Origin of the sequence: Citrobacter freundii complex sp. CFNIH2 (assembly GCF_002880615.1) — a bacterium.
Taxonomy (GTDB): Bacteria; Pseudomonadota; Gammaproteobacteria; order Enterobacterales; family Enterobacteriaceae; genus Citrobacter_A; species Citrobacter_A amalonaticus_F.
Map to the genome: position 1 here is coordinate 5,017,554 of NZ_CP025757.1, position 24,679 is coordinate 5,042,232.

Sequence of the window (24,679 nt, forward strand, 5' to 3'; positions counted from 1 at the left end):
ACTCTCCTGGTCATGCATAGGTATAGGTCACGTTAATCACCGCCTGGATCGTTCCCTGGGTTGCACCGCCGTTTACCGACAACGCTCTGACCTGCAAAGGAAAACGGGCGGATTGTGAGGCGTCATCCACCACCACTGATTTTGTCGCGCCAGTGTTCAGTCTGTTACCGCTGTCATCCTGGAGTTCAAGCTGGATATTTCCGGCGGTCCCCTGATTTTTGTAGTAGCCCGTGCTGTCGGCTGTCCCGCTGAAGCTGGCGGTGACACGCGAGGTGCCTACCGGGCAATTGCTTAGCTCAAGCGCCACGGTGTGCCACGCGGAGGAGGAACCGGCGGCGACCAGACTGAAGGTGTAGAGATCGCCCAGTTCGACAGTGGCATTGGTGGTCGACACCGTGCACGGTTTGGCGACCACTTTCCCGTTCACGGTAATGGTCACGTCGGCCGCCTGCACAACAGCAGAAGCGGCAAGGAATACCGCCAGTAGCCACCGGGGTTGAAACCATTTCATCAAAGCCTCCGCTTACTGAAATTCAAGAGTGAATGTCGCTGTTGCATTGACGTGTCCCGGCGTGACGGGGAGCTGCGTTGCCATCAGGCGGGCATAAAAGTTAAGCGTATTGGTCTGACCGGGCGTCAGGGTCGTCCACGGAAGGGTAGCGGACCCGGCATTCAGCGGCAGCGTCGTCTGCTGTCCGTTGAGGATCTCAATTCCCATCCCCGCCGCCGCCGATGTCCCGCTGTCGAGTTTCAATAAGTGGGTATTATCGTTGTCGGCAATACCGATAAAACCGACTTTTACCGCCGTGACCGACGTGCCGCAGGGAGAAAGCACAATACGAAACGGGACGACAGGCGTGGTGGCCCCGATACGGCTGAACTGTTTAGCGGCGTTATCCAGTAAATCGACGGTAAAATCTTTCGATTCGCCCGCCACGGCGCAGGCGTTATCCCTGACGTATCCGCTGATCGTGATCGTGCTGTCGGCGGCGAACGTACTGGCGCTGACCAGCGAGAAGACGGCGCCCAGCAGATAAAGACGTTTGTTCATCATCATGTCCTTAGCGGCATTCCGCCGTGAGCTGGCTGAGCAACGGTTGTTGGTTTTCTGCGGCTAAGCGGTAATCCGCCACACAGCTGGCGTTCGCGCCATCACCCCATTTCACCCGAACTTTGCCAGCCAGCGGCATACCGCTCAGATAGACCTGACCGTTATCGGCGACGATGCTGCTGCTTTGGCTGCTGTCGGCGGTGACCATCGCACCGAACGGTACCGGCTTGCCGTTGTGGATGAGCGTCATCAGCAGTTTCGTCCCGACGTGGGCGTTGAATTCCGCCCGGACGATCGCGCCGTGCGTGGGGACGACGTTGACCACTGCTTCATCCAGATCAACGTTATCGGCGAGCGTATTGGTATCCAGCGCCACCCGGTTTTCCCGGTACTCGGTGGCGTAAGGCAGCACCGCATAACCACGCCAGTCAGTGCGTACTCCGGTCTGGTTTTCCACTTTCGCGCCTTCTGCGCCGGGCGCTTTAATCAGCACGACCGTGTCATTGAGTGGTTGACTCAGCGTGACGCCGTTGGCATGCGCCAGCACGCCGCCGCTCATCCCGTAATAGAACTGTTTGAGTCCGTCGCTACGGCTGTAACCGACGTTGGCATTGCCAGAACCGCCGCGGTAGTTCAGCGTGGCATAGCCAGTGCTGCTGCTGTTGCCTTCACCGCCGCCCGTATAGCCGGTTTGCACGCTGTAGCTGAGGTTATTGTCTTCCAGCACGGTGCCATACAGCCCCGCCAGGTTAGTCATTCGGCCGTTGAGGTCATTCGACATGCTGTAGCTGGCGCTGGCGTGTCGCCAGACGGACTGACTGTCCGAGCGCAGCCAGTGGCTGAACGGAATATTGACGTTAATAGCCAGCATCTGGTCGCGGCCCTCCTGCCAGGCGTTTTTGGTCAGGCTGTAGCTCAGCGTCCAGTTGATATCGCCGATGGCGGTATTCAGACCGGCCTGCAATTGTTCATCGGCGCTGTCGGTACCCCAGTAAGTCTGGTGGCTTCCGCTCAGATAGAGCGTGGCGGTACGGCCTAACTGCTGGGTCAGGCTCACCTGCACCTTGCCGCGCTTGTTATAGGCGAGGTTGTAGTAGTCCGTGAATTTCGGCTGAACCTGAATAACGCCATCCTGCGTTTCGACGTCATAGCCGCTCATTCGACGGTAAGTGGTATCGGCAAAACTAAAATATCCGCGTGTGGAGTAGCGATAGCCCACCAGTTGGATATTCGTGCCAACGTCGCTCAGTGATTTGTTATAAAGGAAACGCACCGACTGTCCCTGATGTTTGCTGTCATCGGGCAGAGTGGCATTGGCCTGAGTGACGTCCACCGACAGCGCTCCCAGCACCCCCATGTTTTTCCCCACCCCCAGATTGAAGGCGCGGTAGCGGTCTGCCAGTTGCGTACCGCCGTACAGGGTCCAGCCAGCCGGGAGGCCGTGGAGTAAGGTGCTCTGAAAAAAGGTCGGCTCTTCCTGCTGATCGTTACCGCTACGGTACTCTCCGGCGGTGACGGCATAGCGGGTATGGCCTTCACGTTGCAGCACCGGGACCGAGGAGTAAGGAACGGTGAAGTTCTGGCTGCTCCCGTCGGCTTCCTTGATGGTAACCTGCAGATCGCCGCCGTTACCCGCGGCATAGAGGTCGCTGATGCTGAAGGGGCCTGGTGGTACCGTGCTGTGATAGATCTCATAGCCATTCTGTTTGATGGAGACCTGCGCCGTCCCGCGCGCAATCCCGTGGATCACCGGGGCAAAGCCTTTCTGGCTGTCCGGCAGCATATTGTCATCAGAAGCGAGTTGCGCGCCGCGGAAGTTAATGCCGTCAAAGACATCGCCGTTGGTATAGCTGTCGCCGAGCGTCAGGCGTGAGCGCAACGGCGTGATGTCCCTTTCCAGCCAGGTATTAACGTGCTGCCATTTGTTTTCGTTGCTCGAAGAACTCCCGCCGCTACTGTAGCTCCAGGTGGTATTGTCGCGCAGGCGCCACGCGCCCAGGTTAAGGCCACTTTGCAGGTTTAAATAGGCGTAGTTGCTGCTGCCGCCGACGTCGTTCTGGACATTGTTGCCGGTGAAGTTGTAATTCAGTAGGCCAGCGGTAATCCCGTGATCCCAGCGTTCCGGCGGGATATAACCGCGAGCCTGATTTCCCATAAAGGCCTGAGGAATTGTCAGATGCAACCGCTGCTGACCCACGTCTAAACGGGTGGTGGCGTCAGGGATCATTTCCGTTAACGGGACACAGGCATCCGCTGCCAGCACGTTCATTCCACTAACGGCGGCGGTGTTCAGTCCCATTGCGGCGAGCTGTTCACGCGTCAGGCACGGGACCAGCTCGCGGCTGTTGTCGCTGGCATGAAAAGTGACATCGCGGGTGGTCATGAACCCCTCGTTCAGGTAAATATCGACGCGATACGTGCCGGGGGGGAGCTCATGTCCCTTTTCAAAACCGGAAAGATCCGCGACGGCAGCCGGATCGTCCGCCAGAAAGCGCGGGTTAAAATAGAGTTCTGCCTGCGCGGAAAATGTGTGTGAGGCAAGCAAAAAGGCAAAGGGGATCTGCGCCATTGCGCCTGACAAAAGTGGTGCATAATGCCGCCTACGGACGAGTCCAGGTTTCAGATATGACATAGTCCCTCCGGTTCAAAATCGCCCGGCTGTCAGTTCTTTTTTTATTCAGGGATCACGCGGATTCCCTGTTCGTTATCGCAGTGCGCCTTTCATGCGCGGCGTCAGTGCGCCATAGTCATTAATGGTTTTATAGGTAATCTCGCTACCCGCATCGGCTGGCAACTTCACGCGGGCTTCGCCCAGGGGAGGCACGAGGGCATTTTCCAGTACCCGGGTGCCGGCATTGAGTTCGGTCACCGTCAGGTAGTACGGCGTTGGGTTGATCAATGTGAGCGTGCCTGCGCTGCGGCGGAAAGTGAGTTTTTCCGCGGCCTGATCTGGCGGCAGCGCGAGTCCGGCTGGACGGTAGTACAGCTTGATACGGCTGATAATAGCCAGTTGCAGGGTGTTATCGCTGAGCTTCGATTTGTCCATCGACGGAATGGCTTTGACGTTCATCCAGAACAGACTTTCGCGGTCCTGTGGTAACTGGTTATTGGTTGCATCAAGAATGCGTAAGGTGTTCTCCTTTTTTCCCTGCATGGCAAACAGCGGCGGTGTTACCACAAAACGCCCGTCTTTGACGCCTTCGGCATTTTCCACCCATGACTGGATCAGATACGTGCTGTTGTCATCATTGTTGGTGACGGCCAGTTGCACCTGTTTTTGACCCGCCGGATAAATCACCCGGGTCGCCCCCAGCGCAACGCCTGCTTCAGCCTGTGTGAACAATCCCATGGCGGCAATCATCAGCATTCCGCCTAGCAGGCGGCGCATCATGGTGCGTGTTTTTTTCATGTTTATCCTTGCTGTACTCACCGTCTTTTCCTGTATTTGCTATTTCTGCGGGGGTATTACTGGTAGGTCAAAGAGAACCAGGCTTGTGCATTCGCGACCCCACCGGTGACCTGACGTCCGGTAGAACGGTATTTCGCAACGAAATGCAGTGTGGTTGGCCCGGAATAAAGCCGTGTCCAGCTAGCCGGTGGGCCGTTAAGTGGGAGCTGGCTGCCTTCTTTATCAAATAACGCTATCCCGATACCGCTGGCGATCCCCGGTCCTTCTCCCACGGAGAGAACGTCAGGGTTTTTACCATCCGCGACGCCATGAAATGCCACGCCGACGCGTTGACTTACGGCGGTACTGCACTCCTGGAGATGAATATCGAAAGAGACAGGGTTGATATCCTCCCCTGGCGCATGAAATCGATTGCTGCTGATCTGCCCCATTTGCACGGTCATCTGGCGATCGCCAGCTTCAACGCGGCAAGATTCGGCAATAATGACTCCCTGGAAACGCATGTTTCCGCCGGGTAACGTCACGTTCCACTTGTTGCCGGCCAGCGCGCAGGCGGGAAGTAAAAGCATCAGCAGACCTGATTTCATCCTTTGCATCGTTATCACCTCAGTCCCATTGCGGATAACGGGCCCTCCTGGCCCCTGGTGCGTCCTTGCGTGATGAATTACTCGTATTGAACTTTGAAGGTGGCGTCTGCGTTAGCGGTACCGGCAGTTGCGGCGCCCGTGGCGTAGTAACGCGCCTGGAACGGGATGATGTTAGTGCCATCGTTCAGGGTTGTTGCGGCGCTAAAGGTTGCGCCATCCAGCGCCAGTGGGGTGCCTTTGTTGTCGAGGATCTGGACGCCAACGTTAGTGGCGCTACCGGCAGCAGAGCCCTGCAGTGCCAGTACGGTGTTGTTGGTGGTATCAACGGCCGTGCCAGAGAACGCGACAGAGGCTTTGGTTGATACGCTGGTATCACAATCATCAAGCTGAATGTTGAAACCGACCGCGGAACTGGTGCTGCCCGCAGTCGCCAGTTTTGCCGAACGAACCTGGCCAAGCTGAACGGTTTGTTCGACTGAACCGGCGTCGACGGCGCAGGCTGCGTTAACGACTTCTCCTTTAAAATGCACTGTACCGCCGTTTACCGTGGTGGTATCGGCCAGAGCCGCCGCGGAGGTCAGGGACAGGGCTGACATAGCAACGATAGCCAGTGTTTTAATTTTCATGCTGTTTTCCTTTAAACAATGTCGATATCACGAACCGAAATGGCCAGTCGTTTTGCCTTCCAGGCATTCCATATTTCAGCCGAATGGGGCGACGGCCGGTTCTGCACAGTTTTTACCCAATTAATGAGTCAATTGGGGCCATTTTGACTCGTTGGGATAAACGTCTTGAAATGGCGATTTTTTTCTTTTTACTTGGTTTTTTATTTCTGTAAATTTTTATTTTTTGATATAAAAAACTACAAAATAGTTTTATACAAATGACTGATATCGTGCAGGAGTCAGGTGGAGAAATGTTGAAAGCGCGTAAGTGGCGGAGGTGAGAGTGAAAAAATGCTGTGGATAATGCTATTCTAATCAATGAGATAAATAGTATTTATCGATAATTCCTAACTTGTTAGTTGCAAAGCTTTACTAATTCTTTTTATGATATAAACAGTTTGGCCCCAATTGACCTGTTCAGGTAAATACTTTCCCTTTTATATCAATGCGTTACCCTATTTCTTTTTCTCCTGCGAAATGACCTCTAACAGGCTGCTTCTCTCCCATAATCCGGCGAAACGTGCGGCGTTGCTGGCAGTATAACGGACGGTATGGCGAATATTTCGGTGGCCAAGATAATCCTGAATCAGTCGCGTATCGGCCCCTCTTTCGGCAAGTTCATAACCGCAGGCGTGACGGAGCATATGGGGGTGAGTATGGGTAACGGTTCCAGCATCAACCCCCGCCGCCCGAATAATGCGATATGCCTGCTGGCGAGAAAGCGGTGTCCCCCGACGGGAGATAAACACGGCGTCAGTACGGCCTGCGCCCCTCCAGCCTGCGCGCTCCTGACTCCAGCGTTCAACGGCCTCACGCTCATCAAAACGCAGTGGATGAATGGTGGAAAAACCGTTTTTCAGTCGACGGACATTGATTCGTCCCTCGTTGAGATCGAGGTCGCGGTAATGCAAATCGAGGAGTTCACTGATACGCATGCCGTGACGGAATGCCAGCAAAATAAGACAATAATCTCGCTCTCCGGTCGCGCCATGTCGGGCGGCCAGCATCATGGCTTGTACTTCTTTGCCAGTAAGATAACGACGTCGGTTCACAATGCATTACTCCTGAAATATGTTTCTGTTAATGGACACCTGTAGAAAACATCATGCGATTAAAAAATAATCCGCGATGTTAAAGGCATATTATATTTGGGGGATTAATCACCGTCTGTGATTACATCACTTTTACATACGCAGCTATTATTGCTACGTGATAAGTCTTATTTTTATTGATTTTATCAGGTGCGACAATAGCGTCTGTTGTAGACAAAGTCAGGTGTATAAATTTAAACGAAAAATAGTTACAGATGGTGAGGGTTCAGTGAAGGTTGGTTTGACGAAAAGGTCATGTTGAAAAAAGGTATCCTGATTAATTACAAGGATATAATAAAACTGTTTAATTATGATGCGAATAAGGATGAAGGTGAACAATAAGCATAATAAATATATGGTTAAATATTATTAATGCTTTGTTCATCGCGTTTTTTTAACACCATCCATGGTGTTGTATGTGTCACAGTGAAATAGCGTTATGTTGTTTGAGTTTAGCGTCATCCCAGATACCGTAAAATCGACCTGCATTACTGGCGGTGTACCAGACGGTATGGCGAATGTTACGGTGTCCCAGGTAATCCTGGATGAGACGGGTGTCGATCCCCATATTGGCTAACGCAAAACCGCATGAGTGACGAAGCATATGCGGATGAATTTCAAGCGGGAGTCCAGCGTGATCGCCCGAGGCTGAAATGATTTGATAAAACTGTTGGCGAGAAAGAGGGTTTCCTTTTCTCGATAAAAATAACCATTCACTGTTGGCATGAGGATAAGCGGCACGAATAGCCAGCCAGTTCTTTAACGCCTGAATTTCTTCACTTAATAATGGATGTGTTGTCGAAAAACCTTTTTTCAGGCGGTGAATATAAATACAGCGCGATTTGATATCAATATCTGAAATTTGCAGGCGACAGATTTCACTGGCACGAAATCCATGAATAAAACACAATAAGGTCAGACAGTAATTGCGGGCAGCGTGTGGTCCAGTGTTTGCTGCTTTGAGAAGCGACTCTATTTCATTTTGAGTCAGGAAATTCCTCTTCTTATTATCGACGTTGTTTTTCATTAGGTTCCCTTTTGATTGCAGGTGCGCAAGCGTTCTGCTGATTTCCATTAATCCAATGGTCTTATCTGGTTTTAACTCATTATTTATTTGCACTGCACGGTAGGCGCTAATCGTATGCAACGCTGCTTCGCCACAGAAGGACTTGAGCGGATAATGAAAATGGCTGTATGTTGTTTCGTCATAACGTCGTGACATTATCGACTGGGCGCCTCCTCTGGTCTTGTGTTCTTGCTTATCTTGCTGAATCAATAAACGTTATTGCTGTTCTAAGATCGTGCCCATTCCGGAACATCCCGAATGATGAACAAAAGGCTTCGCTAAGGGCGAAAAACGACATGGCAACCTCGCTAGCATTCACTGTAGAACTACAACAATGAGTAAACAATACTGCAAAAAACACGGTGAGAATAGCTATAATAAGTCATGTGACCGCTTTAGAGGATTTGTCAGGTATTTAGCCGGAAGCCGCATGATTCCCGTTAACTCGCAGAAATTGCAATAGTACGGGTATATTTGCGGATGCGCACGTGTGTCTGAAATTAGCATGTCTTTATCTGATGAAATGTTTTGCGACAAATAAAATGCGAGCGAGGGAATAATAACGCCTGAAACTACCTTTATTGTATAAGGGCATTTATGCCTGTCGTGCTGCAAAGGCCGTGGGGTTTTCTGATATCGACATGCGGCGGGTATGACATCTCATTTTTGGTAATTACTGGAACTCACATGGTCAGTACTTTCAGCTGTCCAGTCTTACATAGTGTATTGAGCCTCTTTGCATTATGCTGTTTCGACATTGAGTGAATGAAGACTTACGGATTGAGTAATTCCTGAAGGAAATTATATGAAGTCTATCGGTATTTTTTGCGGTTCATCTGAAGGCCATTCTTCTGTTTATATGCAGGCCGCGCGCGAAGCCGGAACCTATCTGGCTCAGGCCGGGCTGGGCATTGTTTATGGCGGTGGCCGGGTCGGATTGATGGGGGCCGTGGCGGATTCAGCCCTGCAACACGGCGGGCACGTGACGGGAGTGATGCCCGTGTCTTTGGTTGAACGTGAAATTGCGCATACCGGGCTGACGGATTTGCAGGTCGTTGAGAATATGCACCAGCGTAAAGACCGCATGGCGGCGCTGTCTTCTGCTTTCATCGCCTTACCCGGCGGGGCAGGCACGCTGGAAGAGATTTTTGAGCAGTGGACGTGGGGACAATTAGGCATCCACCACAAACCCTGCGCGTTTTATAACATGAACAACTTTTATCAACCGCTGCAGGTCATGGTGCAGAAAATGGCCGATGAAGGTTTTATGAAGCAGAGCTACGTGGATATGCTGTTTTTCTCCGACTCGTTGCCGGAAATTGTTGAGTATTTTTCGGCCTATACGCCGCCGACTTCCAAGTGGACCGCGACCCAGAAATAAGGCGACTCACGGGGTTCCTTAAGAGCAGAGGGTGACTGCCTGTCACTGACATGCCCCGCCGGGGGCATTTTTACGCCAGATTCACATCGATGGCAGAAAAGGCGGTCCTCCCTCCAGGAATATTCTTAATTTCGCTTAGGCCAGACGCCTGCCAGGCAAAAAAAAGCCCAGAAAATGATCTCTTTTCTCTCTATATGTTGCCATGATGTTTATTTCAGCCGTCGCAGTGGGGTGTGTTGATACAGTTAATAAAAAACTGGCCGCGAATATTAATGTAGACTTTTATCTTCCTGTATTGCAGAAAATTCAGTGGTATTGCAATTTGTAACGTAGAAAAATATCATTTTAATCACGGTTAACATGGCAGCGGTGAACGTCTTTATTAAAAGGCCATGTTTTATCTTTGCCACATTACCACAGCAAGTAAAGCCTCGTATTATCACGACGGGATTGTGAATATTATCAGCTGGAGCATACGAAGGGAGAAGCGCCAGAACAATTTTTGTATTGGCGAAAGTAAACATTAATAATGCGTTTAAATGAGCGAAATAATGAAGAGTCAAATTCGTATAGCCGCGTTCCTGGTCAGCGCAATGGCATCTGGCGCCGCGCTGTCTGCGGTTTCTGGGGTGCAGGGAACCGGTGGCACAGTGGAGTTTTCCGGCGAGATTGTTGATAGCTCCTGTAATGTCACTACGGGATCAAAAAATCCCGCCGTGGATTTAGGTCGATGGGCAAAAACCTTTTTTACCGGTACCGGGGTGGAAACCACGAAAACGCCTTTTACCATCAGCGTGGATAATTGTCCGGCGTCGGTGAAAACGGTGGCCGTGTTATTTACGGGGGTGACAGATGCGAATAATCCCGCATTGCTGGCATTGAATTCAAACTCTGTTGCAACGGGTGTCGGCATCAAATTATATAATGCAGGTAGCACGCCGACGCCAATTACCCTGGGTTCAGTGTCTGCCGCTGAGAATGTGGTATCAAATAAAGCCGATCTGAAATTTATGGCCGATTATGTTTCCACTACCACGAATGTGACGGCGGGCAGCGCTAACGGCTCTGCTGACTTCCTGATGGTATACAACTGATAGACATTCTGAGCAGGCTTCCGGTCTGCTCAACTCTTTTTTCTTCTTTTCCTGATGGTCACATCTCATGAAACAGTTTATCGCCGCAATGACGGCATCGTTCGTTCTGCTGAGCGCTACCGCGCAGGCAGGCATTGTCATGGGTGGAACCCGTGTTGTTTATCAGGAAGGGAAGCGCGAAGCCACCATGACGGTGACGAATGCCGACATGCAGACGCCGTATCTGGTGCAATCGTGGGTGGATAACGCGAGCGCAGAGGATAAGCGTCCGGTGCCGTTCGTGGTCACTCCGCCGCTGTTTCGTCTTGAGCCGGAACAGCAAAACGTCCTGCGTATTACGTTTACGGGAGGCGCATTGCCTGCCGATCGGGAGTCCATGTTCTGGCTGAACATTAAAAGTATCGCTCCGACGCAAAAAGAGGACGCCAATAAACTGCAGATTAACGTGAAATCCCGCTTCAAACTTTTTTATCGTCCGCAGGGGCTGAAAGGCGAGGCAAAAGACGCCTGGATGCACTTGACCTTTAGCGTGCAGGGAAACCAACTGGTGGCGAACAACCCGACGCCGTATCACATCTCCTTATTCTCCCTGACCGTTGGCGGCAAAGCGCTTGCCGAGCCGGGGATGATCGCCCCGCTGAGCACGCGTCGCTGGACGATCAACGGCAGCGGCCCGGTGAAATGGCGGGCGATCAATGATTTTGGCGGCGTGACCGATTCCGCGCAACAGTGATGTCAGGCAACCTTCCCGTGAAAAAGAGAACCGTCCTGTTATCGGCGAACAGCGCGACGCTGCTGCTGGCGACCATCCCTGGCGTTTTACTGCTGTTTTGCGATCAGCGTCAGGCGTGGGCAGATGACTATTTTGATCCTGCTGCGCTGGAATTACGCGATCCGCAACAGAAACTGGCGGACCTGCACTATTTTGCCAACGCGGGCGGACAGCAACCCGGAACGTACCCGGTCAGTATCTGGCTCAACGAACAAGAGGTCGCACAGCAGAATGTGACGTTTGTAGAGGATAATGGGCAACTGAAACCGGTGCTTACCCCTTCGCAACTGGCGGAATACGGGGTCAACGTCAGCGCGTTTACCGCCTTCAGCCAACTGCCGGAAGGGGGATCCTTTACTGATATCGGGCGCTACATACCCGATGCCCGCAGCCAGTTTGATTTCTCGACCCAGCGTCTGAATCTGAGCATTCCGCAGGCGGCGATGAATGTGCAGAGTCACGGCTACGTCGATCCTTCGCGTTGGGATAACGGCATTCCGGCCGCCTTCGTCGATTACACTTTTTCCGGCTCGCAGACCCGGCAGTCAACGGATGACGGACGTTCCAGTTACCTGAACCTGCGCAGTGGCGTTAACCTCGGCGCGTGGCGACTGCGTAACATCTCGTCGATGCAGTACGATAAAACCCGACGCTGGGACTCGCAAAGTACTTACCTGCAACGCGACATCGTCTCGCTTAAAAGTCAGCTGCGAATGGGGGATACCTACACCCGTGGCGACGTTTTTGACAGCGTGCAATTTCGCGGCGTACAGCTGATGTCTGATGACGAAATGCAACCCGACAGCATGAACGGCTTTGCTCCGATTGTGCGCGGCGTGGCGCACAGTAATGCGAAAGTAACCATCACGCAGCATGGCTATGTGATTTATGAAACCTACGTGTCACCGGGGGCATTTGCCATTCAGGATCTCTATCCCACCGCCCAGAGCGGCGACCTGGAGGTCACCGTTAAAGAGAGCGATGGTTCTGAGCGGCGCTGGACACAGCCGTTTGCTGCGGTGCCATTTATGCTGCGTGAAGGACGCGCCAAATTCAGCCTGAGCGCCGGGCGCTATCACTCAACCTCACAACGCAGTCGTTCGCCGACGTTTATGCAGGGAACGCTTTTTTATGGCCTGCCCGCTGAGTTCACCTTCTATGGCGGTTCGCAACTGGCCGACGATTATCATGCCGTAGCGGCAGGGCTGGGGCGTGGTTTTGGCCTGCTGGGCGCGCTGGGGTTGGATACAACCTGGGCGGCGACCACGACGCCTTCGGGTAAGCGTTACACCGGACATTCGCTGCGCGCGCAGTACCAGAAAAGCGTTGCGCAAACGGGGACTTCATTCAGTCTGGCCAGCTATCGTTACTCTTCCAGCGGATATTATGATTTTAGCGAAGCCGCGATGCTGGAAAGCCGCCACGGTCAGACGTGGAGCAAGCGCAGTCGCGAAGAGATTTCCGTTAATCAGGCGCTGGGAGAGGTGGGCACACTTTCGCTGTCAGCGTATTCGCAGGACTACTGGCATAACGCGGATCGCGATCAAACCCTGCACGCCGGATTTTACAGTACCTGGAAGCGTGTCTCCTGGAGCGTAGGCTATTTCTACACCAAAACGACAAGACACAGCGCGCCGGATCGCTCGTGGTCATTTAACGTCACGCTGCCGCTGGGCGGCGCGTGGTCAGACAGCACCGTAAGCTACAACACCTCTTCCGATAATCACGGCTACACCTCGCAACAGGTGGGAATATACGGTGCGCTGCCGCAGAATCAAAACCTCTACTATTCGGTACAGCAGGGGGTTGCGAATCAGGGGCAGGGCAGCAATAGCAGCGCATCGCTGGACTATCACGGGGGTTACGGGACGACGCAGTTGGGGTATCGCCGCGATCGCGACAGCAGCCAGATGACCTGGGGGGCGTCAGGCGCGCTGGTGGTGCATCCGCACGGCATCACGCTCGGACAGAATGTCGGTGACAGTTTCGCCATTGTTCGCGCGCCGGGCGCAGCGAACGTCGCGATTCAGAACGGTAATAATGTTCATACTGACTGGCGTGGTTATGCCGTGGTGCCCACGCTTACGCCCTATCACAAAAACGTGATCGCGCTGGATGCACAGACGTTACCGGATGATGCGGATGTCGAGTTGCAGGGGGCGACGGTGATCCCTGGCGGCGGTGCGGTGGTGGAAGCACATTACCAGACGCATATCGGCAACCGCGTACTGTTCACGCTTCGCCACGGCCAGGATGTGGTGCCTTTTGGTGCCAGCGTCCGGCTGGTGGGTGATGACGGTACAGCAAGCGCGATGGTGGCCGAACGCGGGCAGGTCTACCTGAGCGGGGTGCCTACGGCAGGTACTCTTGAGGCGAAATGGGACGACGCGGGCGTGAGCCGGCAATGCGTACTGCATTTCCGGATGGCGGATGCACAAGACCGGAACCCGGTGAAAGAGGTGGCGGGACAATGTTTATGAATCATGAGGAACTGGCGATGTCAGGGATTTTTCGTCTCATTTGCGGGTTAATGCTGCTGTTAGCGAGCCTGTTTAGTCAGTACGTTCAGGCCGAAACCTGTCAGGGCAATACCGGACAAATGACCCTGAACTTTCAAAACATTAAGTATCTGCCGACGCTGCGGGTCAATACTCAGATGAGCAGTATTATGCCGGTGAACGGTGGGGGGATTCGCTTTACCTGCGATCGGCAAGGGACGACATCGTCGTGGAAAAAAATCGTCTATCAGCAGATGAATACTCAGGGCGGGCAGATGATTGACGGACATGCGGTGTTCAATTCGGCCTTGCCAGGGATCGGCTACTCACTCAGTTTCCAGTGCGACGGGGGGCCGATCCATTTCCTGGAGTCGGTGGGCAGTCGGTCGGTTACGGTTTGCGACAGCACAGAGAGCCCGTCGATGCTGACGCAACGGGAAGTGGAGGTGAAAGCGTGGGTAACCTTCTATAAAACCGCTGACATTCGACTGGTGAGTAATAACCATGCTTTCGCCAACGCGCTGGCAAATGTCGGGAACCTGTCGATGGTGTACCCGAACGCGGTGGGAAATGGCGATCAGGTCAGCAGGCCGGTGATCCTCGATCTTGCGGCGATGAATGTGGACATCGGCAGCAGCGGTAGCTGTAGCGTCACTCGCGCCAGTATTTTTGTCGATCTGGGCAAAGCGAACCGGAGCGATTTCAAAGGTCCGGGTACCACTGGCGGTTCGGCAGTGCCGTTTAGCATCCCGGTGTATTGCGCGACACCCACGGATATCCGCATTGGCTTCTTCGCGACGCCGGCAACAACCGGGGTGACGGATACGCTGGATATTACGCACTTTCCCGGTGGCGCGGACGGCGTTGGGATCCGGATCCGCTATGGCGATAATGGCGGTAACGGACCGATGAAGGGAACATCGGTCACGCTGAATGAGCCCGCAAATCTGCCGGTGGTGCAGAAAGTACCTGCTTCCAGCGCCGCAACGGCGGTGCCGATCAATTTTCTGGCGCAGATGGTACAGACAGGATCGACGGTCACCGCGGGACGGGCAAATGGCACCGCCACCTTTGTGCTGGAATATAACTGAAAACCGATAAAAGCGATCGTTCTGAAAAGCGTGCGCTGAGGGGTGAAATATATTTACGGGGTGAATATAAAAACGTAGTTTCTTTATAACTACCCAGGCGCCCGACGTGGGCAAGAACGGCAAGGAAGCAGGAGATCGGATGAAATTTATCGCCACCTTTACCGGGCAACACATTGATTACAGCGATGTTCGACCGGAGCATATCGTGATTGAAGATATCGCGGTCGCCCTTTCGCACCTCTGTCGCTTTGCCGGGCATGTGCCTGAATTTTACAGTGTCGCCCAACATGGGGTTCTGTGCAGTCAGTTAACGCCACCTGAGTTCGCGCTTGAAGCGCTGCTGCACGATGCCGCTGAGGCCTATTGTCTGGATCTTCCCTCACCGCTAAAGCGCTTGCTTCCCGCGTACAAAGAGATAGAAGGACGGCTGGATAACGCCATTCGTCAGCGTTTCGATCTTCCTCTCACACCGAGCAAAGTGATTAAGCAAGTGGACCTGATGATGCTGGCGACCGAGCGGCGCGATCTCAATCTGGATCCCGGTAGTGACTGGCCGATGCTGGCTGGAATCTCGCCCACGACGCGGTTGACCGTCACCCCGCTGATGCCACGAGAGGCGCGCGCGCTTTTTTTATCCCGCTTTCAGGAACTGACAACCGGTTAAAGATGGTATGCCGTCACGGTTCGGCGCGTGCCGGTGAGTGAATCGAACACCTCGACATCTGAGGCCAGAACCGGCATGCCTGACGCGCGGAGTCGCTGAATATCGGCGGCAATACGCTGAATTCCCAACCAGAACAGCCCATCCAGGGCGTTAACCTGCAAACCGCTCTCCAGCGCCAGGCGAAGCCGCTCTTCGGGGTGTTTAGTTAGACTGGCAACCTGCTGATAGGGGGCCGTGGTGATGGTTTTCTCATCCATACGGCGGATACGTGACGACAGGCGATAACGAAAGGCATCGGGGACACGGCTGAGATCGGCGCTGATACTGTAAACCTGCCCACGGCGTTTATCATTAATCAGGACATTTTTCTGGGTGAGGGCAAATTCTTTCCGCAGTTTATCGATCAATTGCGGGGTGCGGGTGAGCAGTAAGCGAAAAGGCAGTTCAAAACTGGTCACGTAATCGACATTAAGCAGCGCGATACGCAGTCGTTCTTCAACGCCGGCATTCTCTTGTTGGCACTCCGCCAGAACCTCTTTCCATTGGCTGGTAATGCGCGGCGACTCGTTGATTTCAGTGAAATGATATTTCTCAATCAGGTAATCGATACGCCTGGTCATTGCTTTCCCATCCCATCCGCCCGTTCGCTAATGGCACAACATAACATAGAGAAAGAGACAGAATACAGAGAGAAGCGAATAATTGTCTACTTAAGGGCGTTTAAGAACTTTAATTAAAATTCAAGTTATCAATAAGTTATAGATCTCACACCAGTTAAGACTATTTAATTGCATTATTCGTAAACTTATCAATATAATTTTTGCATGTCTCGCTAAAGCTGGATATAGAAGAACGGAAATCACCCGTGAGTTGAATTATTAATACGGAAATAAAGCGATGGCGATATATATTATAAGCAATGATAACTATTTGCAGGAGGGTATTGTCTTATTGGCAAAAGAGGCCAACCTGGAAATCGTGAAAGAAACCATGCCCCATTTGCCAGTTGAAAGACTCACATTCGACGATACCGTGATTTTGCATCTTAATCTGTTCAACAAATGTTGTGCTAAAGAAATCTCCAGACTCAACAAAAAATGTAAGCTGTTGGTGATACTGAACTCTGAGCGAAGCGCATTGGTCTTTGATGCCGATATGATTGTCAGTGCACAACAGTCTCTACTCTCGCTGATGATGATTATTACGCGTCTGGTGGGAATGGAAAAACGCCAGGCTATCAGGAATCATGTTCTCAATTGTGTTGAAAAAAGGATTATTTGTGAATCGCTGTTGGGTAAAGATATTAACCTGATTGCCGAATCATTGGCATTACCGCCGAAACGGGTATACACCTATCGTAATCTTGCGTGTAAGAAATTAGGTGGGCACCGGGTTCACGATCTGCTGCTAATCAAAGAGAATTTACTGGAAGAGAGTCTGTTTCTTTAAAACGCGTCAGCCCTGTTGGCACAGCGCTGACGGTGTTCTCCCGTTTAGCGGGCGCAGTAGAGCAGGGGACGTTTTCCGATGGTGAACAGGAACCCGTGAACGCCCTGATTGAGAATGGAGTAACTCACATCTTTATCGGGGTAGACGTAAAAATCAGGCAGAATATTGGCTAACAGATCGTCCGGCAACGTTTCGATAATGTCGAACTTGTTGATTCTGCTTGAGTGTAAGTGATACGAATCCTGATTTTCTGTCCAGTTATAGGCGACATCCCGTCGGATGCGCCCTTTCAGTTTGTTATCTTCAATATAGGTTCCGCTGACGGCCACGATGCCGTTCTGGTTTTTCAGCGAATACATGTAGTTCAGCGTGATATTTGCGCGGGCGTTTTTATGAAACACCACCAGCGACATCGAACATTCCTGTTTATCGTAATGTTTAGACATTAAAAAATTGTATAACGCGCCGATGAGCACACCCGCGAGTAAAAATACTGCACTCATCATTAAGATTGTTCTTTTACTCACTTCCTACTCCGCGAAAAGAGAGTGTAATACAACCTGGAACGGCTGATTTCAGGTAGTTCTGGCGGCAGACAAGAACCGCTAAGCCAGGCGACGTTTGTGATAGCGGGAAGTACACCCAGGGATACTTTTCGCAATCGAGTCCAGACCCCAGAATCAGCGCCTTAAAGCGTGCAAAACTGTTTTTGCTATCGTGGCTGTCATCCGTGGTATAGAAACGACAGCCTTTATCCTGCTCGACGAAGGTGTAGTCAGCGAAGAATGGCTTCGTATCGCTAAAGTGCCAGAAAGCGTTTATGCCGATAGCGCCAATGAAAAATGCCGCTACCATGGCGAGGATGCCCACGAAGAGCGGCAATCTGCTGCTCTGACGTACCGTCGCCGTACGGGCCGGTGGGGCTATTTCTTCTGGCGTAAGAGCCGGGTCCGCCTCTGTGTGGTACTCCACATCCAGTTCATCTTCACCTTGCAGAGAATCAGGGGCCACATCAGCTTCCTGAACCGCCGCAACGCGGGTAATTTTAACGCTTTTGTCGATTTGGAACCCTTTGCGCGGTACCGTGGCGACAAGGATTCGGTCAGTCTCGCCAACGGCGCGTAAGCCACGACGGACAATAGAAATATTCTGGTAAAGGGTATTGGCCGGCACCAGCATGCCTTCATCTTCCCATACCTTTTTGAAAAACTCCTGCTGAGTGACGACGTCCGGTGAAGCGTCAAGCAGCAAAAGCAGACAACGGCTGGCAGGCGTTGTCAAAACCACGTTAATTTCTGGATTAGTGACAGAAATTAACTTTTTACTGTCTGGTCTGAATTCAATATTATCGTTAATAATCCAGTACATATGGGTTCACGGTGTTCGAAAGTTATAGACAGTAGAGACTTGTTGTAGAAAATTCTGAACCTACTATTACGTATAGTATAAATGAATTCAGTAAGTCGTTTGATTTATGAAACTAATGTTTTTGTTCTGTGGTTTTACATAAGTACATATAAAATAAAGCAATTAATTAACAAAACTGGTGATTTCTGCCGCTATGAATAATCAGTTACCGTAATCATTTAAAAATCCCAATGCCTCATTCCGGAGAAATTATGGTCTGATTATCAACAAAGTGGCGTTGAAATTTGTTTCAATACCGTGATTTAAGATTCGGTATCAGACCGGCTTACCTTCCTGTAAATCACTCTTTTTAATTAGTATTCTTGAATAAAAACTGGTTTTTTAAATGACTTTTTTGAAAGATTTATTATGACGACCTGATGAGAAATAGTCAATTAGAGCGAATAACCTTAAATGTCATTAAATGCATAATATAAAATCTTAAGCATACCTGTAATTGGTTTTTTATGCTTAACCATAAGGAACAGATGAGTATTTACTCATCTAACATTAAAGTGGTGGTGGGTGACATTCACGCGCTATGCTTAAGAGATAAACAAAAAATGAGGCAATGTCATGGATAAGCAACTTGAGGATGCGGGTTATCGCGTCTATACCGGTGAGAAAATCGATGTCTACTTCAATACGGCAATTTGTCAGCATTCTGGGAATTGTGTACGCGGTAGCGCCAGACTTTTCAATCTGAAGCGTAAGCCGTGGATTATGCCTGATGAAGTGGATGTATCAACGGTGATCAACGTTATCGATACCTGCCCAAGCGGGGCGCTGCAATATCGTCGTAAATAAGCGAGGGGAAAATGGAAATACTGGAAGGTCACAATAAATTCTATGTCAATAATGATCAGGGGAATCAGGTCGCTGAAATTGTTTTTGTTCCAACCGGTGAGCATTTAAGTATTATTGAGCATACCGATGTCGATGCCAGCCTGAAAGGCCAGGGGGTTGGAAAACAGCTGGTGGCGAAAGTGGTGGAGAAAATGCGCCGCGAGAATCGCAAAGTTATCCCTCTTTGCCCGTTTGCCAAACATGAGTTTGATAAAACTCGCGAGTATGACGATATTCGGGCCTGAAACGATGCCGGGCAAGGCGCGTAAGCCGTCCGCTAAGGTAGACGTGATACGGCTTTTTCATATTGCCAGAGGGTGCCGTGATCGTTGATCGCTTCATAGCGGACCGACGAACACGACGCGCCACGCCCCTGCAGCGGGACCGACACAGTGGCAAGCGGCGCAATCATGATGCCGCTTGTACTGCCTGCCTCACAGCTTATCGCGGCCAGCGTGATATGCCACGGGGTGGGGTTGGTTATCTGCAACTGATTTTGCGCCCCGGCGTATGTCACGCGCAGCGTCTCTGCATCGCTTTCCTTAAGTGCACCGACACCTTTCGGGCGAATGAATACCTTCATACGGATGCGTAACGGCAGTACCACTTTCTGCGTCACCTGGGCATCGGTCTGCGTCATGGGCGGGATCTGATACACGTTCAGCCAGTACAGCGCTTCGCGATCGCGCGGCAGGGCTGAGGTGTCGGTCAGTTGCAGCGTAATGCTGCGCAGTTCGCCGGGCTGCATTTTAAATACCGGCGGCAGTGCGATGACGGGCGTCGTCTCCTCGTTGGGTTGGCTCGCCGGATTACCCGTATCGGTCCAGACCTGAACCAGGGCCGGCTGCTGTGGGGAATTGATCAGCGCCAGCGAAGCGCTTTTGTCCCCGGCATTAAAAATTACCCGGATCACTTCGCTATTCACCACCGCGTGAGCAGAGGACGGGAGAACGTTCAACAGCAACGCGCTACTGAAAGCTAACCACCACCTGAAGTTGTGCATAAACCGATCCTGCTGTTATGGCTTCGCCGGGAATGGCTTCCAGCGAGGCGGTGAATTCACCGTTATAAAATTCGGTCGAACCGCTTGTTGAGGTTTTACTGGTTAAATCGGCATAGCCGTACCATCCCCCGGCGTTACCCGTGGCGGTGGACGTCAGATTTGGCAGCAGGTTGATGGCGCTACCGCCCAGTTTTTCGCTGTAAATACGAATGCCCACGCCGGACGCCACGCCGCTGACGCCATAATGGTTATCGAGCAGCCAGGTCCAGGCCCCCGATCCGGTCTTAAGCCCTAACTGGTTTGCTGCATTCGCCGCCGTCTGGTTATTCACCAGAAACCCCATTGCCACGTTCGCTTTGCTGGTTGTCGAGACCGCGGTGCTGGAGATCGCACCGGTTTCGCATTCGACGGTAATGTTAAACGGGGTCTGCGCTGTGCCGCCGCCGCTCAGTTCACCGACGCTGATCGGCGGCAGACGGACAATGGCGGGATAATCATCAATTCGACAGGCGGCTCCGCGCACAAAGTAACTCTGGCTGGTGAGCGTCCAGCCGCCAGGCCACTGCATGGCGCCCCAGCCGTCGTAGTTGGTTCGGCTGTCAGCGCCGTCAAACAACCCGGAGCTCATGCCGCCGCCGTGAAAGGCGATATAGCCAGCCGGTCCCGCGTAGGTATAACCATAACGATTTGAACCGTTTGCCCCTTTCGACGCGTCATCAACCCGAAACAGCTCAACGAAAACATCGCTGAAGGCGCTGCCCGGGATATAAATGTAGGTCCCGTCATTGAACATCTCGCTTTCAGGGATGAGGCGTGTTTGCCAGTAGCGCGAATAGTATTGCCCGGTTTTCAGGTTTGTCAGTCTGAGCGCCACGTTTTTGACGTAGGTATAGTAAGCGCCTTCAATCCCGGCAACTGCTTCTCTGCCGCCCCATGCGTCGTCGCCGTTGGTGGCGTAATACTCATACACTTTGCCGATTTCGGCGACGTCGCAGCGGAAATAGATCTGATTGGCGTTGACGCCCTGGGTGCGGCCGTTAGGCACAAAGCTGGCCGTCGAACTGGCGAGCAGCGTGCCTTCCGTTTGAAAGCCGGTGCCGCTGCTTAAGGTGATAACGCCGGGCAGCCCCAGTTTGCCTTTGACTTCGCTATCGCCAACGCCCCCCCAACTGGCGCCGATGTAACCGGCATCTTTCGCCGTCTGAGACAGATCGTTGGCAGAGGTTACCCTTTTACAGGCAGACCATGCCGGCTGTGCCAGTACGACGCCGACCAACAGCAGCGGGAGAAAAGAGGATAATTTCATAAGCCATCACTCCTGGCGGCAAGGTAGCGTAAGTTGATACAGCGGCGCGTCGCGCGTTGTCGGCAATTGATACCAGACCTGGCACTGCTGGGCGGCGTTCTTACCCCACTTAACGAACAGCACGCCGGACTGTGCGGCGATTCGGGCGTAGATTTGCCCGCCCTGGCCCATGATGCCCACAGCTTCGCCATCGCTGTCCGTGACGTCCGCGCCCATCGGTGGCTGGCTGCCGTCAGGCAGCGTGGTGTTAATCAACGTTGCTTTCCCGTGTGTGCTCTTGAACGTGACGCGGGAAATCGCGCCCGCATAGGGGACCAGCCGCTTGCTGCCGCCCTGAAGTTCGACGTCATCGGCCATATTCCGGCTGTCGAGACTAATGGTGTTATAGCGGTAGGGCGTTAATGACGGGAGGATCGCGTAGCCGAAACGGTCCACCGTCGCGCCCTGCCCATTACGAATCTCGGCTCCGCGTGCCCCGGGGGCTTCCACCAGTGCGAAGGTGTCGCTGGTATACGGACCGACGGTAATCCCACCGCGATGGGCGACCAGCGTACCGGACATCCCCAGTCCATACTGCTGATAACTGTCGCCCCGGGAGGCATAAGCGCGGAAGGCGCCGACGGAGGTGCGATGTTCAATATTTCCGCCCCAGGTCGAGCTGTCGCCAGTGTCGTTGTTGTGCTCGATGCCGCTGTAGAGCGCCCACGAGGTAGAACTCTTTTCGCCCGTCGTCCCGCTCATCCCGACCGTGGCCGTCCGGCTGTCGCGACTGCGGTTCATGTCGAGGTTGATTTGCGAGCGGCTGGAGCCAAAGTCGAATGGAATCGAAATCCCCAGCGATACGGTGTTTTCCGTGTATTTGCGCTGGTTTTCATTATCAAAATCGCGATCGTTGACGCTGCTGAAGTAGCGGCTGGAGTAGGTACTCCGCTGGCGTGCGGCGCTGATATTGAAGCTGATGTCACGCCAGCTATTGCTGTAACCGAGCTGCAACTGGGTGATGCGTGAAGCGTTGTTATAGTAATCCGAGGTGCTGCCGGTAAAGCTCAACATGCCCCAGTCGCCCATCGGCTGGCTGAGCGTCGCCGAGAAGTTGTTCCGCTGATTGAGCGTGTCGGAGTAGTAGAGGGTGCCGTTTTTCTCCTGGCGACGTACGCCGAGTACGTCCTGCAGATCGCGATAGCCGCTGGTGGAATAGCGATAGGCCGCGAGGACCAGGTTGGTTCCGGTGGTGAAGGTTTTACTGTAGCTTGCCTCGACGCGCCAGCCTTGTTGTTTCTCGTTATTTTCCACATGAGCGCTGGAAAAAACCGTGTTCAAACCGAATGCGCCGACGGAGGTTGCCAGCACGCCGCCGGCGAGGAAGGCCTGATAATTATCCGCCAGTCGTGAACCCATGTTGGCTGTCAGCACGTTGCTCATCCCGCGCTGCAGTACACCTTCAACAAACTTATTTTCTACGCTGTAGTACTGACGAACGTAGCCCATCGCCAGTTCGTAATTCCAGTTACCAGGACGAATCGAGTCCGGTACGGCGGAATAGGGGACGGTGAAGCGCGAAACTTGTCCGTTTGCCTCAACGACATCCACAGTCAGATCGCCCTGGCCGCGGGTGTTGTACAGATCGTTAATCACGAAGGCACCGGGCGCGACGGTCGTTTCGTAAATGACTTTTCCCTGCTGGCGAACAACCACATGGGCCGTCGTGGTGGCGACGCCGCGCACTTCCGGGGCATAGCCTCGTTTGCCCTGCGGCCACATGCGTTGGTCAGTGCTGAGCTTGACGCCATTGAATGACAGATTGCCAAACAGACTGCTGTTGGTGTAGTTGTCGCCGAAAGCAATGATGCTGTCCAGTTGCGGCAAAGGTCGTTGTACCGAGGTGGCGACCGCATTGTATTTGTAGTGTCCCCCCGTCTGATTGTCATCGGCGTAGCGCAGGTTGCCCTGATGGCGAACCTGCCACAGGCCAAGGTTGAGCCCACCATTGATGTTGCTCCACAGATAGTCATAGCGCAGATGGCTGTTCGTGTTTTCGGTGTGGTAAAAGTTGGTGTTGTGGCGCAGAAACAGTGCGGTCTCCCCGGCGTCCCATTCGGAAACCGGGATGAATCCTCGCGGTGAATGTAACAGCCCCGCCTGGGGAACCACCATGTTCAGGCGCAGCGAGCTTAAATCCACCTCCCAGTTGATTTTCGGGCCCAGGCTATCGATCGGCAGACAGAGGTTAGGGGTTACATTTTGCGTTGTACGTATGGCGCTGACGGCAATCAGTTCCGGTGACAGGCAGGGTTGTATCTCTGTCTTGTCGCCTTCCGGTTTAACCAGGGCGATCGATGCCTGGCGGCGAATCAACTGGTTGTTAAGATATACGTCGAGCACATAGTCGCCCGCCGGAAGGGCGTTGTCCCGCTGATTAAAGCGATCCAGATCCAGTGACTTACCAAAATCGGAACCCTGCAAAAGCGCCGGGTCAAAGTAGTATTCCGCGCACGCCGTCGCCGGAACTAACGCCAGGCCGAGCAGGGGCGCGACGACGGTGTTACAGCGGATAGTCGGCACTGATGCGTGCTCCCTGATCGTTGATCAAGGTAATGCGTACGCGCTGGGCGTCAGCGGTTCGCGGAAAGTGAAACGTTTCGCTGGCAAAAGGCGAAATCATGTCATTTTTGGGGTGCTGGATTTGCGATGAACCGCCGGGTTGCAGGGCCGCGACCGTGACGAAATAAGGCTGATTGTTCTTAATACTTATTGCCAGTTCTTTATTTCCGCTAATCCGTTTGACCTGCAGATTCTCCAGCATTTTTTGCGGATCGCCGACCAGTCCTGCCGGGCGATAAAAAAGTTTGACCCGATTGCGCAGCATAATCAGCAGGCTGTTTTGTTTTTCGGTTTGGCTCACTGATTGTCCGGCATTGGCGGGCGGAATCTGCATGAAATTAAAATAGACCAGTGACTCCCGGTCCTGCGGTAATGTTTTTCCCTGAGTGTAAACAATACGAATGATTTGTCCTTCGCCAGGCTGAATGCGAAATGCCGGGGGCGTGGCAATAAACGGAACCTGCGCAGACTTTTCCGGGCCATCGGCCATATTACCGTTATCGAACCAGCTCTGAACAACATAAGGAATGGCATCTTTATTTTTCAGATGCACATCAGTCGATTTCGTCGCGCCATTATAAATAATACGCGTTCCTGTCATCGTAATACTGGCGCTGACGTGGCTACAGCATGCGGCTAAAAAAAGAAACAGGCAGCCTGAAATAAGCGTGCGATGATGATGAGAGGTTCGCATAGTA

24 protein-coding genes are annotated in these 24,679 nt (G+C 52.7%); 9 read left to right on the forward strand and 15 right to left on the reverse strand.

Features of this window, described 5'->3' with window-relative positions; translation table 11 throughout:
- Nucleotides 1–10: 10 nt before the first annotated feature.
- The 8 genes from WM46_RS24595 to WM46_RS24630 form a co-directional block, all read right to left on the reverse strand.
- The gene (locus tag WM46_RS24595; protein ID WP_061075223.1) at nt 11–511 is read right to left on the reverse strand and encodes a fimbrial protein; all 501 of its coding nucleotides are present in this window, start codon (nt 509–511) and stop codon (nt 11–13) included.
- Nucleotides 512–523: 12 nt separating this feature from the next.
- Nucleotides 524–1,051, reverse strand: a complete 528-nt coding sequence (locus WM46_RS24600) for a fimbrial protein (protein ID WP_316245633.1) — start codon at nt 1,049–1,051, stop codon at nt 524–526.
- A 10-nt stretch (nt 1,052–1,061) separates the two neighbouring features.
- Entirely contained in the window at nt 1,062–3,683 is a 2,622-nt protein-coding gene (locus tag WM46_RS24605; RefSeq protein WP_102603626.1) for a fimbrial biogenesis usher protein, read from the reverse strand.
- 72 nt (nt 3,684–3,755) lie between these two features.
- The gene (locus tag WM46_RS24610; RefSeq protein WP_410374618.1) at nt 3,756–4,460 is read right to left on the reverse strand and encodes a fimbria/pilus periplasmic chaperone; all 705 of its coding nucleotides are present in this window, start codon (nt 4,458–4,460) and stop codon (nt 3,756–3,758) included.
- A gap of 56 nt (nt 4,461–4,516) precedes the next feature.
- Nucleotides 4,517–5,056 (reverse strand): fimbrial protein, encoded by a 540-nt coding sequence (locus WM46_RS24615; RefSeq protein ID WP_102603628.1) that lies wholly within the window; start codon nt 5,054–5,056, stop codon nt 4,517–4,519.
- A gap of 68 nt (nt 5,057–5,124) precedes the next feature.
- Nucleotides 5,125–5,673: a type 1 fimbrial major subunit FimA gene (gene fimA / locus WM46_RS24620; RefSeq protein WP_042999433.1), complete on the reverse strand. Its 549-nt coding sequence runs from the start codon at nt 5,671–5,673 to the stop codon at nt 5,125–5,127.
- Between the two features lie 494 nt (nt 5,674–6,167).
- Nucleotides 6,168–6,764: a tyrosine-type DNA invertase gene (locus WM46_RS24625; RefSeq protein ID WP_061075218.1), complete on the reverse strand. Its 597-nt coding sequence runs from the start codon at nt 6,762–6,764 to the stop codon at nt 6,168–6,170.
- Nucleotides 6,765–7,224: 460 nt separating this feature from the next.
- Nucleotides 7,225–7,830, reverse strand: a complete 606-nt coding sequence (locus WM46_RS24630) for a tyrosine-type DNA invertase (RefSeq protein WP_102603893.1) — start codon at nt 7,828–7,830, stop codon at nt 7,225–7,227.
- Between the two features lie 844 nt (nt 7,831–8,674).
- Here WM46_RS24630 and WM46_RS24635 point away from each other — a divergent pair.
- The 6 genes from WM46_RS24635 to WM46_RS24660 all read left to right on the forward strand — a co-directional run bounded on the left by WM46_RS24635 (nt 8,675) and on the right by WM46_RS24660 (nt 15,369).
- Nucleotides 8,675–9,250, forward strand: coding sequence for a TIGR00730 family Rossman fold protein (locus tag WM46_RS24635; protein WP_102603629.1), 576 nt, complete (start codon nt 8,675–8,677; stop codon nt 9,248–9,250).
- A 551-nt stretch (nt 9,251–9,801) separates the two neighbouring features.
- Nucleotides 9,802–10,344 carry a fimbrial protein gene (locus WM46_RS24640; RefSeq protein WP_061075215.1) on the forward strand — a complete coding sequence of 181 codons (543 nt, stop codon included), beginning with the start codon at nt 9,802–9,804 and terminating at the stop codon, nt 10,342–10,344.
- A 67-nt stretch (nt 10,345–10,411) separates the two neighbouring features.
- Nucleotides 10,412–11,077 carry a molecular chaperone gene (locus WM46_RS24645; protein ID WP_102603630.1) on the forward strand — a complete coding sequence of 222 codons (666 nt, stop codon included), beginning with the start codon at nt 10,412–10,414 and terminating at the stop codon, nt 11,075–11,077.
- Nucleotides 11,078–11,094: 17 nt separating this feature from the next.
- Nucleotides 11,095–13,596, forward strand: a complete 2,502-nt coding sequence (locus WM46_RS24650) for a fimbria/pilus outer membrane usher protein (RefSeq protein WP_410374619.1) — start codon at nt 11,095–11,097, stop codon at nt 13,594–13,596.
- A 17-nt stretch (nt 13,597–13,613) separates the two neighbouring features.
- Nucleotides 13,614–14,705, forward strand: coding sequence for a fimbrial protein (locus tag WM46_RS24655; RefSeq protein WP_102603894.1), 1,092 nt, complete (start codon nt 13,614–13,616; stop codon nt 14,703–14,705).
- Between the two features lie 139 nt (nt 14,706–14,844).
- Entirely contained in the window at nt 14,845–15,369 is a 525-nt protein-coding gene (locus tag WM46_RS24660) for a hypothetical protein (RefSeq protein ID WP_061075212.1), read from the forward strand.
- On the opposite strand, the gene WM46_RS24665 is transcribed toward WM46_RS24660, so the two are convergent.
- Complete coding sequence (locus WM46_RS24665; RefSeq protein WP_102603632.1) at nt 15,366–15,989, reverse strand: DNA-binding protein; 624 nt, start codon at nt 15,987–15,989, stop codon at nt 15,366–15,368. The two genes, WM46_RS24660 and WM46_RS24665, sit on opposite strands and share 4 nt — an antisense overlap.
- A gap of 277 nt (nt 15,990–16,266) precedes the next feature.
- Between WM46_RS24665 and WM46_RS24670 the strand changes: the two genes are divergently transcribed.
- A complete protein-coding gene (locus WM46_RS24670) occupies nt 16,267–16,818 on the forward strand; it encodes a hypothetical protein (protein ID WP_102603633.1) in 552 nt (183 codons plus the stop codon).
- 44 nt (nt 16,819–16,862) lie between these two features.
- Here the strand turns inward: WM46_RS24670 and WM46_RS24675 are convergent, their stop codons facing one another.
- Nucleotides 16,863–17,345, reverse strand: coding sequence for a hypothetical protein (locus tag WM46_RS24675; RefSeq protein WP_102603634.1), 483 nt, complete (start codon nt 17,343–17,345; stop codon nt 16,863–16,865).
- Complete coding sequence (locus WM46_RS24680; protein WP_102603635.1) at nt 17,338–18,186, reverse strand: transcriptional regulator; 849 nt, start codon at nt 18,184–18,186, stop codon at nt 17,338–17,340. Before WM46_RS24680 ends, WM46_RS24675 begins: the two co-directional genes overlap by 8 nt.
- Before the next feature lie 615 nt (nt 18,187–18,801).
- On the opposite strand from WM46_RS24680, the gene yjdI reads away from it, so the two are divergent.
- Nucleotides 18,802–19,032, forward strand: coding sequence for a 4Fe-4S mono-cluster protein YjdI (gene yjdI, locus WM46_RS24685; protein ID WP_042999445.1), 231 nt, complete (start codon nt 18,802–18,804; stop codon nt 19,030–19,032).
- A gap of 11 nt (nt 19,033–19,043) precedes the next feature.
- Nucleotides 19,044–19,316 carry a GNAT family N-acetyltransferase gene (locus tag WM46_RS24690; protein ID WP_061075207.1) on the forward strand — a complete coding sequence of 91 codons (273 nt, stop codon included), beginning with the start codon at nt 19,044–19,046 and terminating at the stop codon, nt 19,314–19,316.
- 32 nt (nt 19,317–19,348) lie between these two features.
- On the opposite strand, the gene WM46_RS24695 is transcribed toward WM46_RS24690, so the two are convergent.
- From WM46_RS24695 to WM46_RS24710, 4 genes are read right to left on the reverse strand one after another with little or no spacing between them, the layout of a single operon-like run.
- Entirely contained in the window at nt 19,349–20,074 is a 726-nt protein-coding gene (locus tag WM46_RS24695; RefSeq protein ID WP_102603636.1) for a fimbria/pilus periplasmic chaperone, read from the reverse strand.
- On the reverse strand, nt 20,040–21,380 hold the full coding sequence (stbD, locus tag WM46_RS24700) for a fimbrial usher protein StbD (protein ID WP_061075205.1): 1,341 nt from the start codon (nt 21,378–21,380) through the stop codon (nt 20,040–20,042). The genes WM46_RS24695 and stbD overlap by 35 nt, the downstream gene beginning before the upstream one ends.
- Before the next feature lie 6 nt (nt 21,381–21,386).
- On the reverse strand, nt 21,387–23,942 hold the full coding sequence (locus tag WM46_RS24705) for a fimbrial outer membrane usher protein (protein ID WP_102603637.1): 2,556 nt from the start codon (nt 23,940–23,942) through the stop codon (nt 21,387–21,389).
- Nucleotides 23,923–24,675, reverse strand: a complete 753-nt coding sequence (locus WM46_RS24710; protein WP_102603638.1) for a fimbria/pilus periplasmic chaperone — start codon at nt 24,673–24,675, stop codon at nt 23,923–23,925. Before WM46_RS24710 ends, WM46_RS24705 begins: the two co-directional genes overlap by 20 nt.
- Nucleotides 24,676–24,679 lie beyond the last annotated feature (4 nt).

What these genes read in the sequence shown, in the direction of transcription:
- WM46_RS24630 (WP_102603893.1), bottom strand. Translation starts at nt 7,830, where the DNA reads ATGAAAAACAACGTCGATAATAAGAAGAGGAATTTCCTGACTCAAAAT.
- WM46_RS24670 (WP_102603633.1), top strand. Translation starts at nt 16,267, where the DNA reads ATGGCGATATATATTATAAGCAATGATAACTATTTGCAGGAGGGTATT.
- stbD (WP_061075205.1), bottom strand. Translation starts at nt 21,380, where the DNA reads ATGAAATTATCCTCTTTTCTCCCGCTGCTGTTGGTCGGCGTCGTACTG.
- WM46_RS24690 (WP_061075207.1), top strand. Translation starts at nt 19,044, where the DNA reads ATGGAAATACTGGAAGGTCACAATAAATTCTATGTCAATAATGATCAG.
- WM46_RS24710 (WP_102603638.1), bottom strand. Translation starts at nt 24,675, where the DNA reads ATGCGAACCTCTCATCATCATCGCACGCTTATTTCAGGCTGCCTGTTT.
- WM46_RS24635 (WP_102603629.1), top strand. Translation starts at nt 8,675, where the DNA reads ATGAAGTCTATCGGTATTTTTTGCGGTTCATCTGAAGGCCATTCTTCT.
- WM46_RS24695 (WP_102603636.1), bottom strand. Translation starts at nt 20,074, where the DNA reads ATGCACAACTTCAGGTGGTGGTTAGCTTTCAGTAGCGCGTTGCTGTTG.
- WM46_RS24665 (WP_102603632.1), bottom strand. Translation starts at nt 15,989, where the DNA reads ATGACCAGGCGTATCGATTACCTGATTGAGAAATATCATTTCACTGAA.
- WM46_RS24615 (WP_102603628.1), bottom strand. Translation starts at nt 5,056, where the DNA reads ATGCAAAGGATGAAATCAGGTCTGCTGATGCTTTTACTTCCCGCCTGC.
- WM46_RS24660 (WP_061075212.1), top strand. Translation starts at nt 14,845, where the DNA reads ATGAAATTTATCGCCACCTTTACCGGGCAACACATTGATTACAGCGAT.
- WM46_RS24610 (WP_410374618.1), bottom strand. Translation starts at nt 4,460, where the DNA reads ATGAAAAAAACACGCACCATGATGCGCCGCCTGCTAGGCGGAATGCTG.
- WM46_RS24680 (WP_102603635.1), bottom strand. Translation starts at nt 18,186, where the DNA reads ATGTACTGGATTATTAACGATAATATTGAATTCAGACCAGACAGTAAA.
- WM46_RS24600 (WP_316245633.1), bottom strand. Translation starts at nt 1,051, where the DNA reads ATGAACAAACGTCTTTATCTGCTGGGCGCCGTCTTCTCGCTGGTCAGC.
- yjdI (WP_042999445.1), top strand. Translation starts at nt 18,802, where the DNA reads ATGGATAAGCAACTTGAGGATGCGGGTTATCGCGTCTATACCGGTGAG.
- fimA (WP_042999433.1), bottom strand. Translation starts at nt 5,673, where the DNA reads ATGAAAATTAAAACACTGGCTATCGTTGCTATGTCAGCCCTGTCCCTG.
- WM46_RS24655 (WP_102603894.1), top strand. Translation starts at nt 13,614, where the DNA reads ATGTCAGGGATTTTTCGTCTCATTTGCGGGTTAATGCTGCTGTTAGCG.
- WM46_RS24605 (WP_102603626.1), bottom strand. Translation starts at nt 3,683, where the DNA reads ATGTCATATCTGAAACCTGGACTCGTCCGTAGGCGGCATTATGCACCA.
- WM46_RS24595 (WP_061075223.1), bottom strand. Translation starts at nt 511, where the DNA reads ATGAAATGGTTTCAACCCCGGTGGCTACTGGCGGTATTCCTTGCCGCT.
- WM46_RS24640 (WP_061075215.1), top strand. Translation starts at nt 9,802, where the DNA reads ATGAAGAGTCAAATTCGTATAGCCGCGTTCCTGGTCAGCGCAATGGCA.
- WM46_RS24645 (WP_102603630.1), top strand. Translation starts at nt 10,412, where the DNA reads ATGAAACAGTTTATCGCCGCAATGACGGCATCGTTCGTTCTGCTGAGC.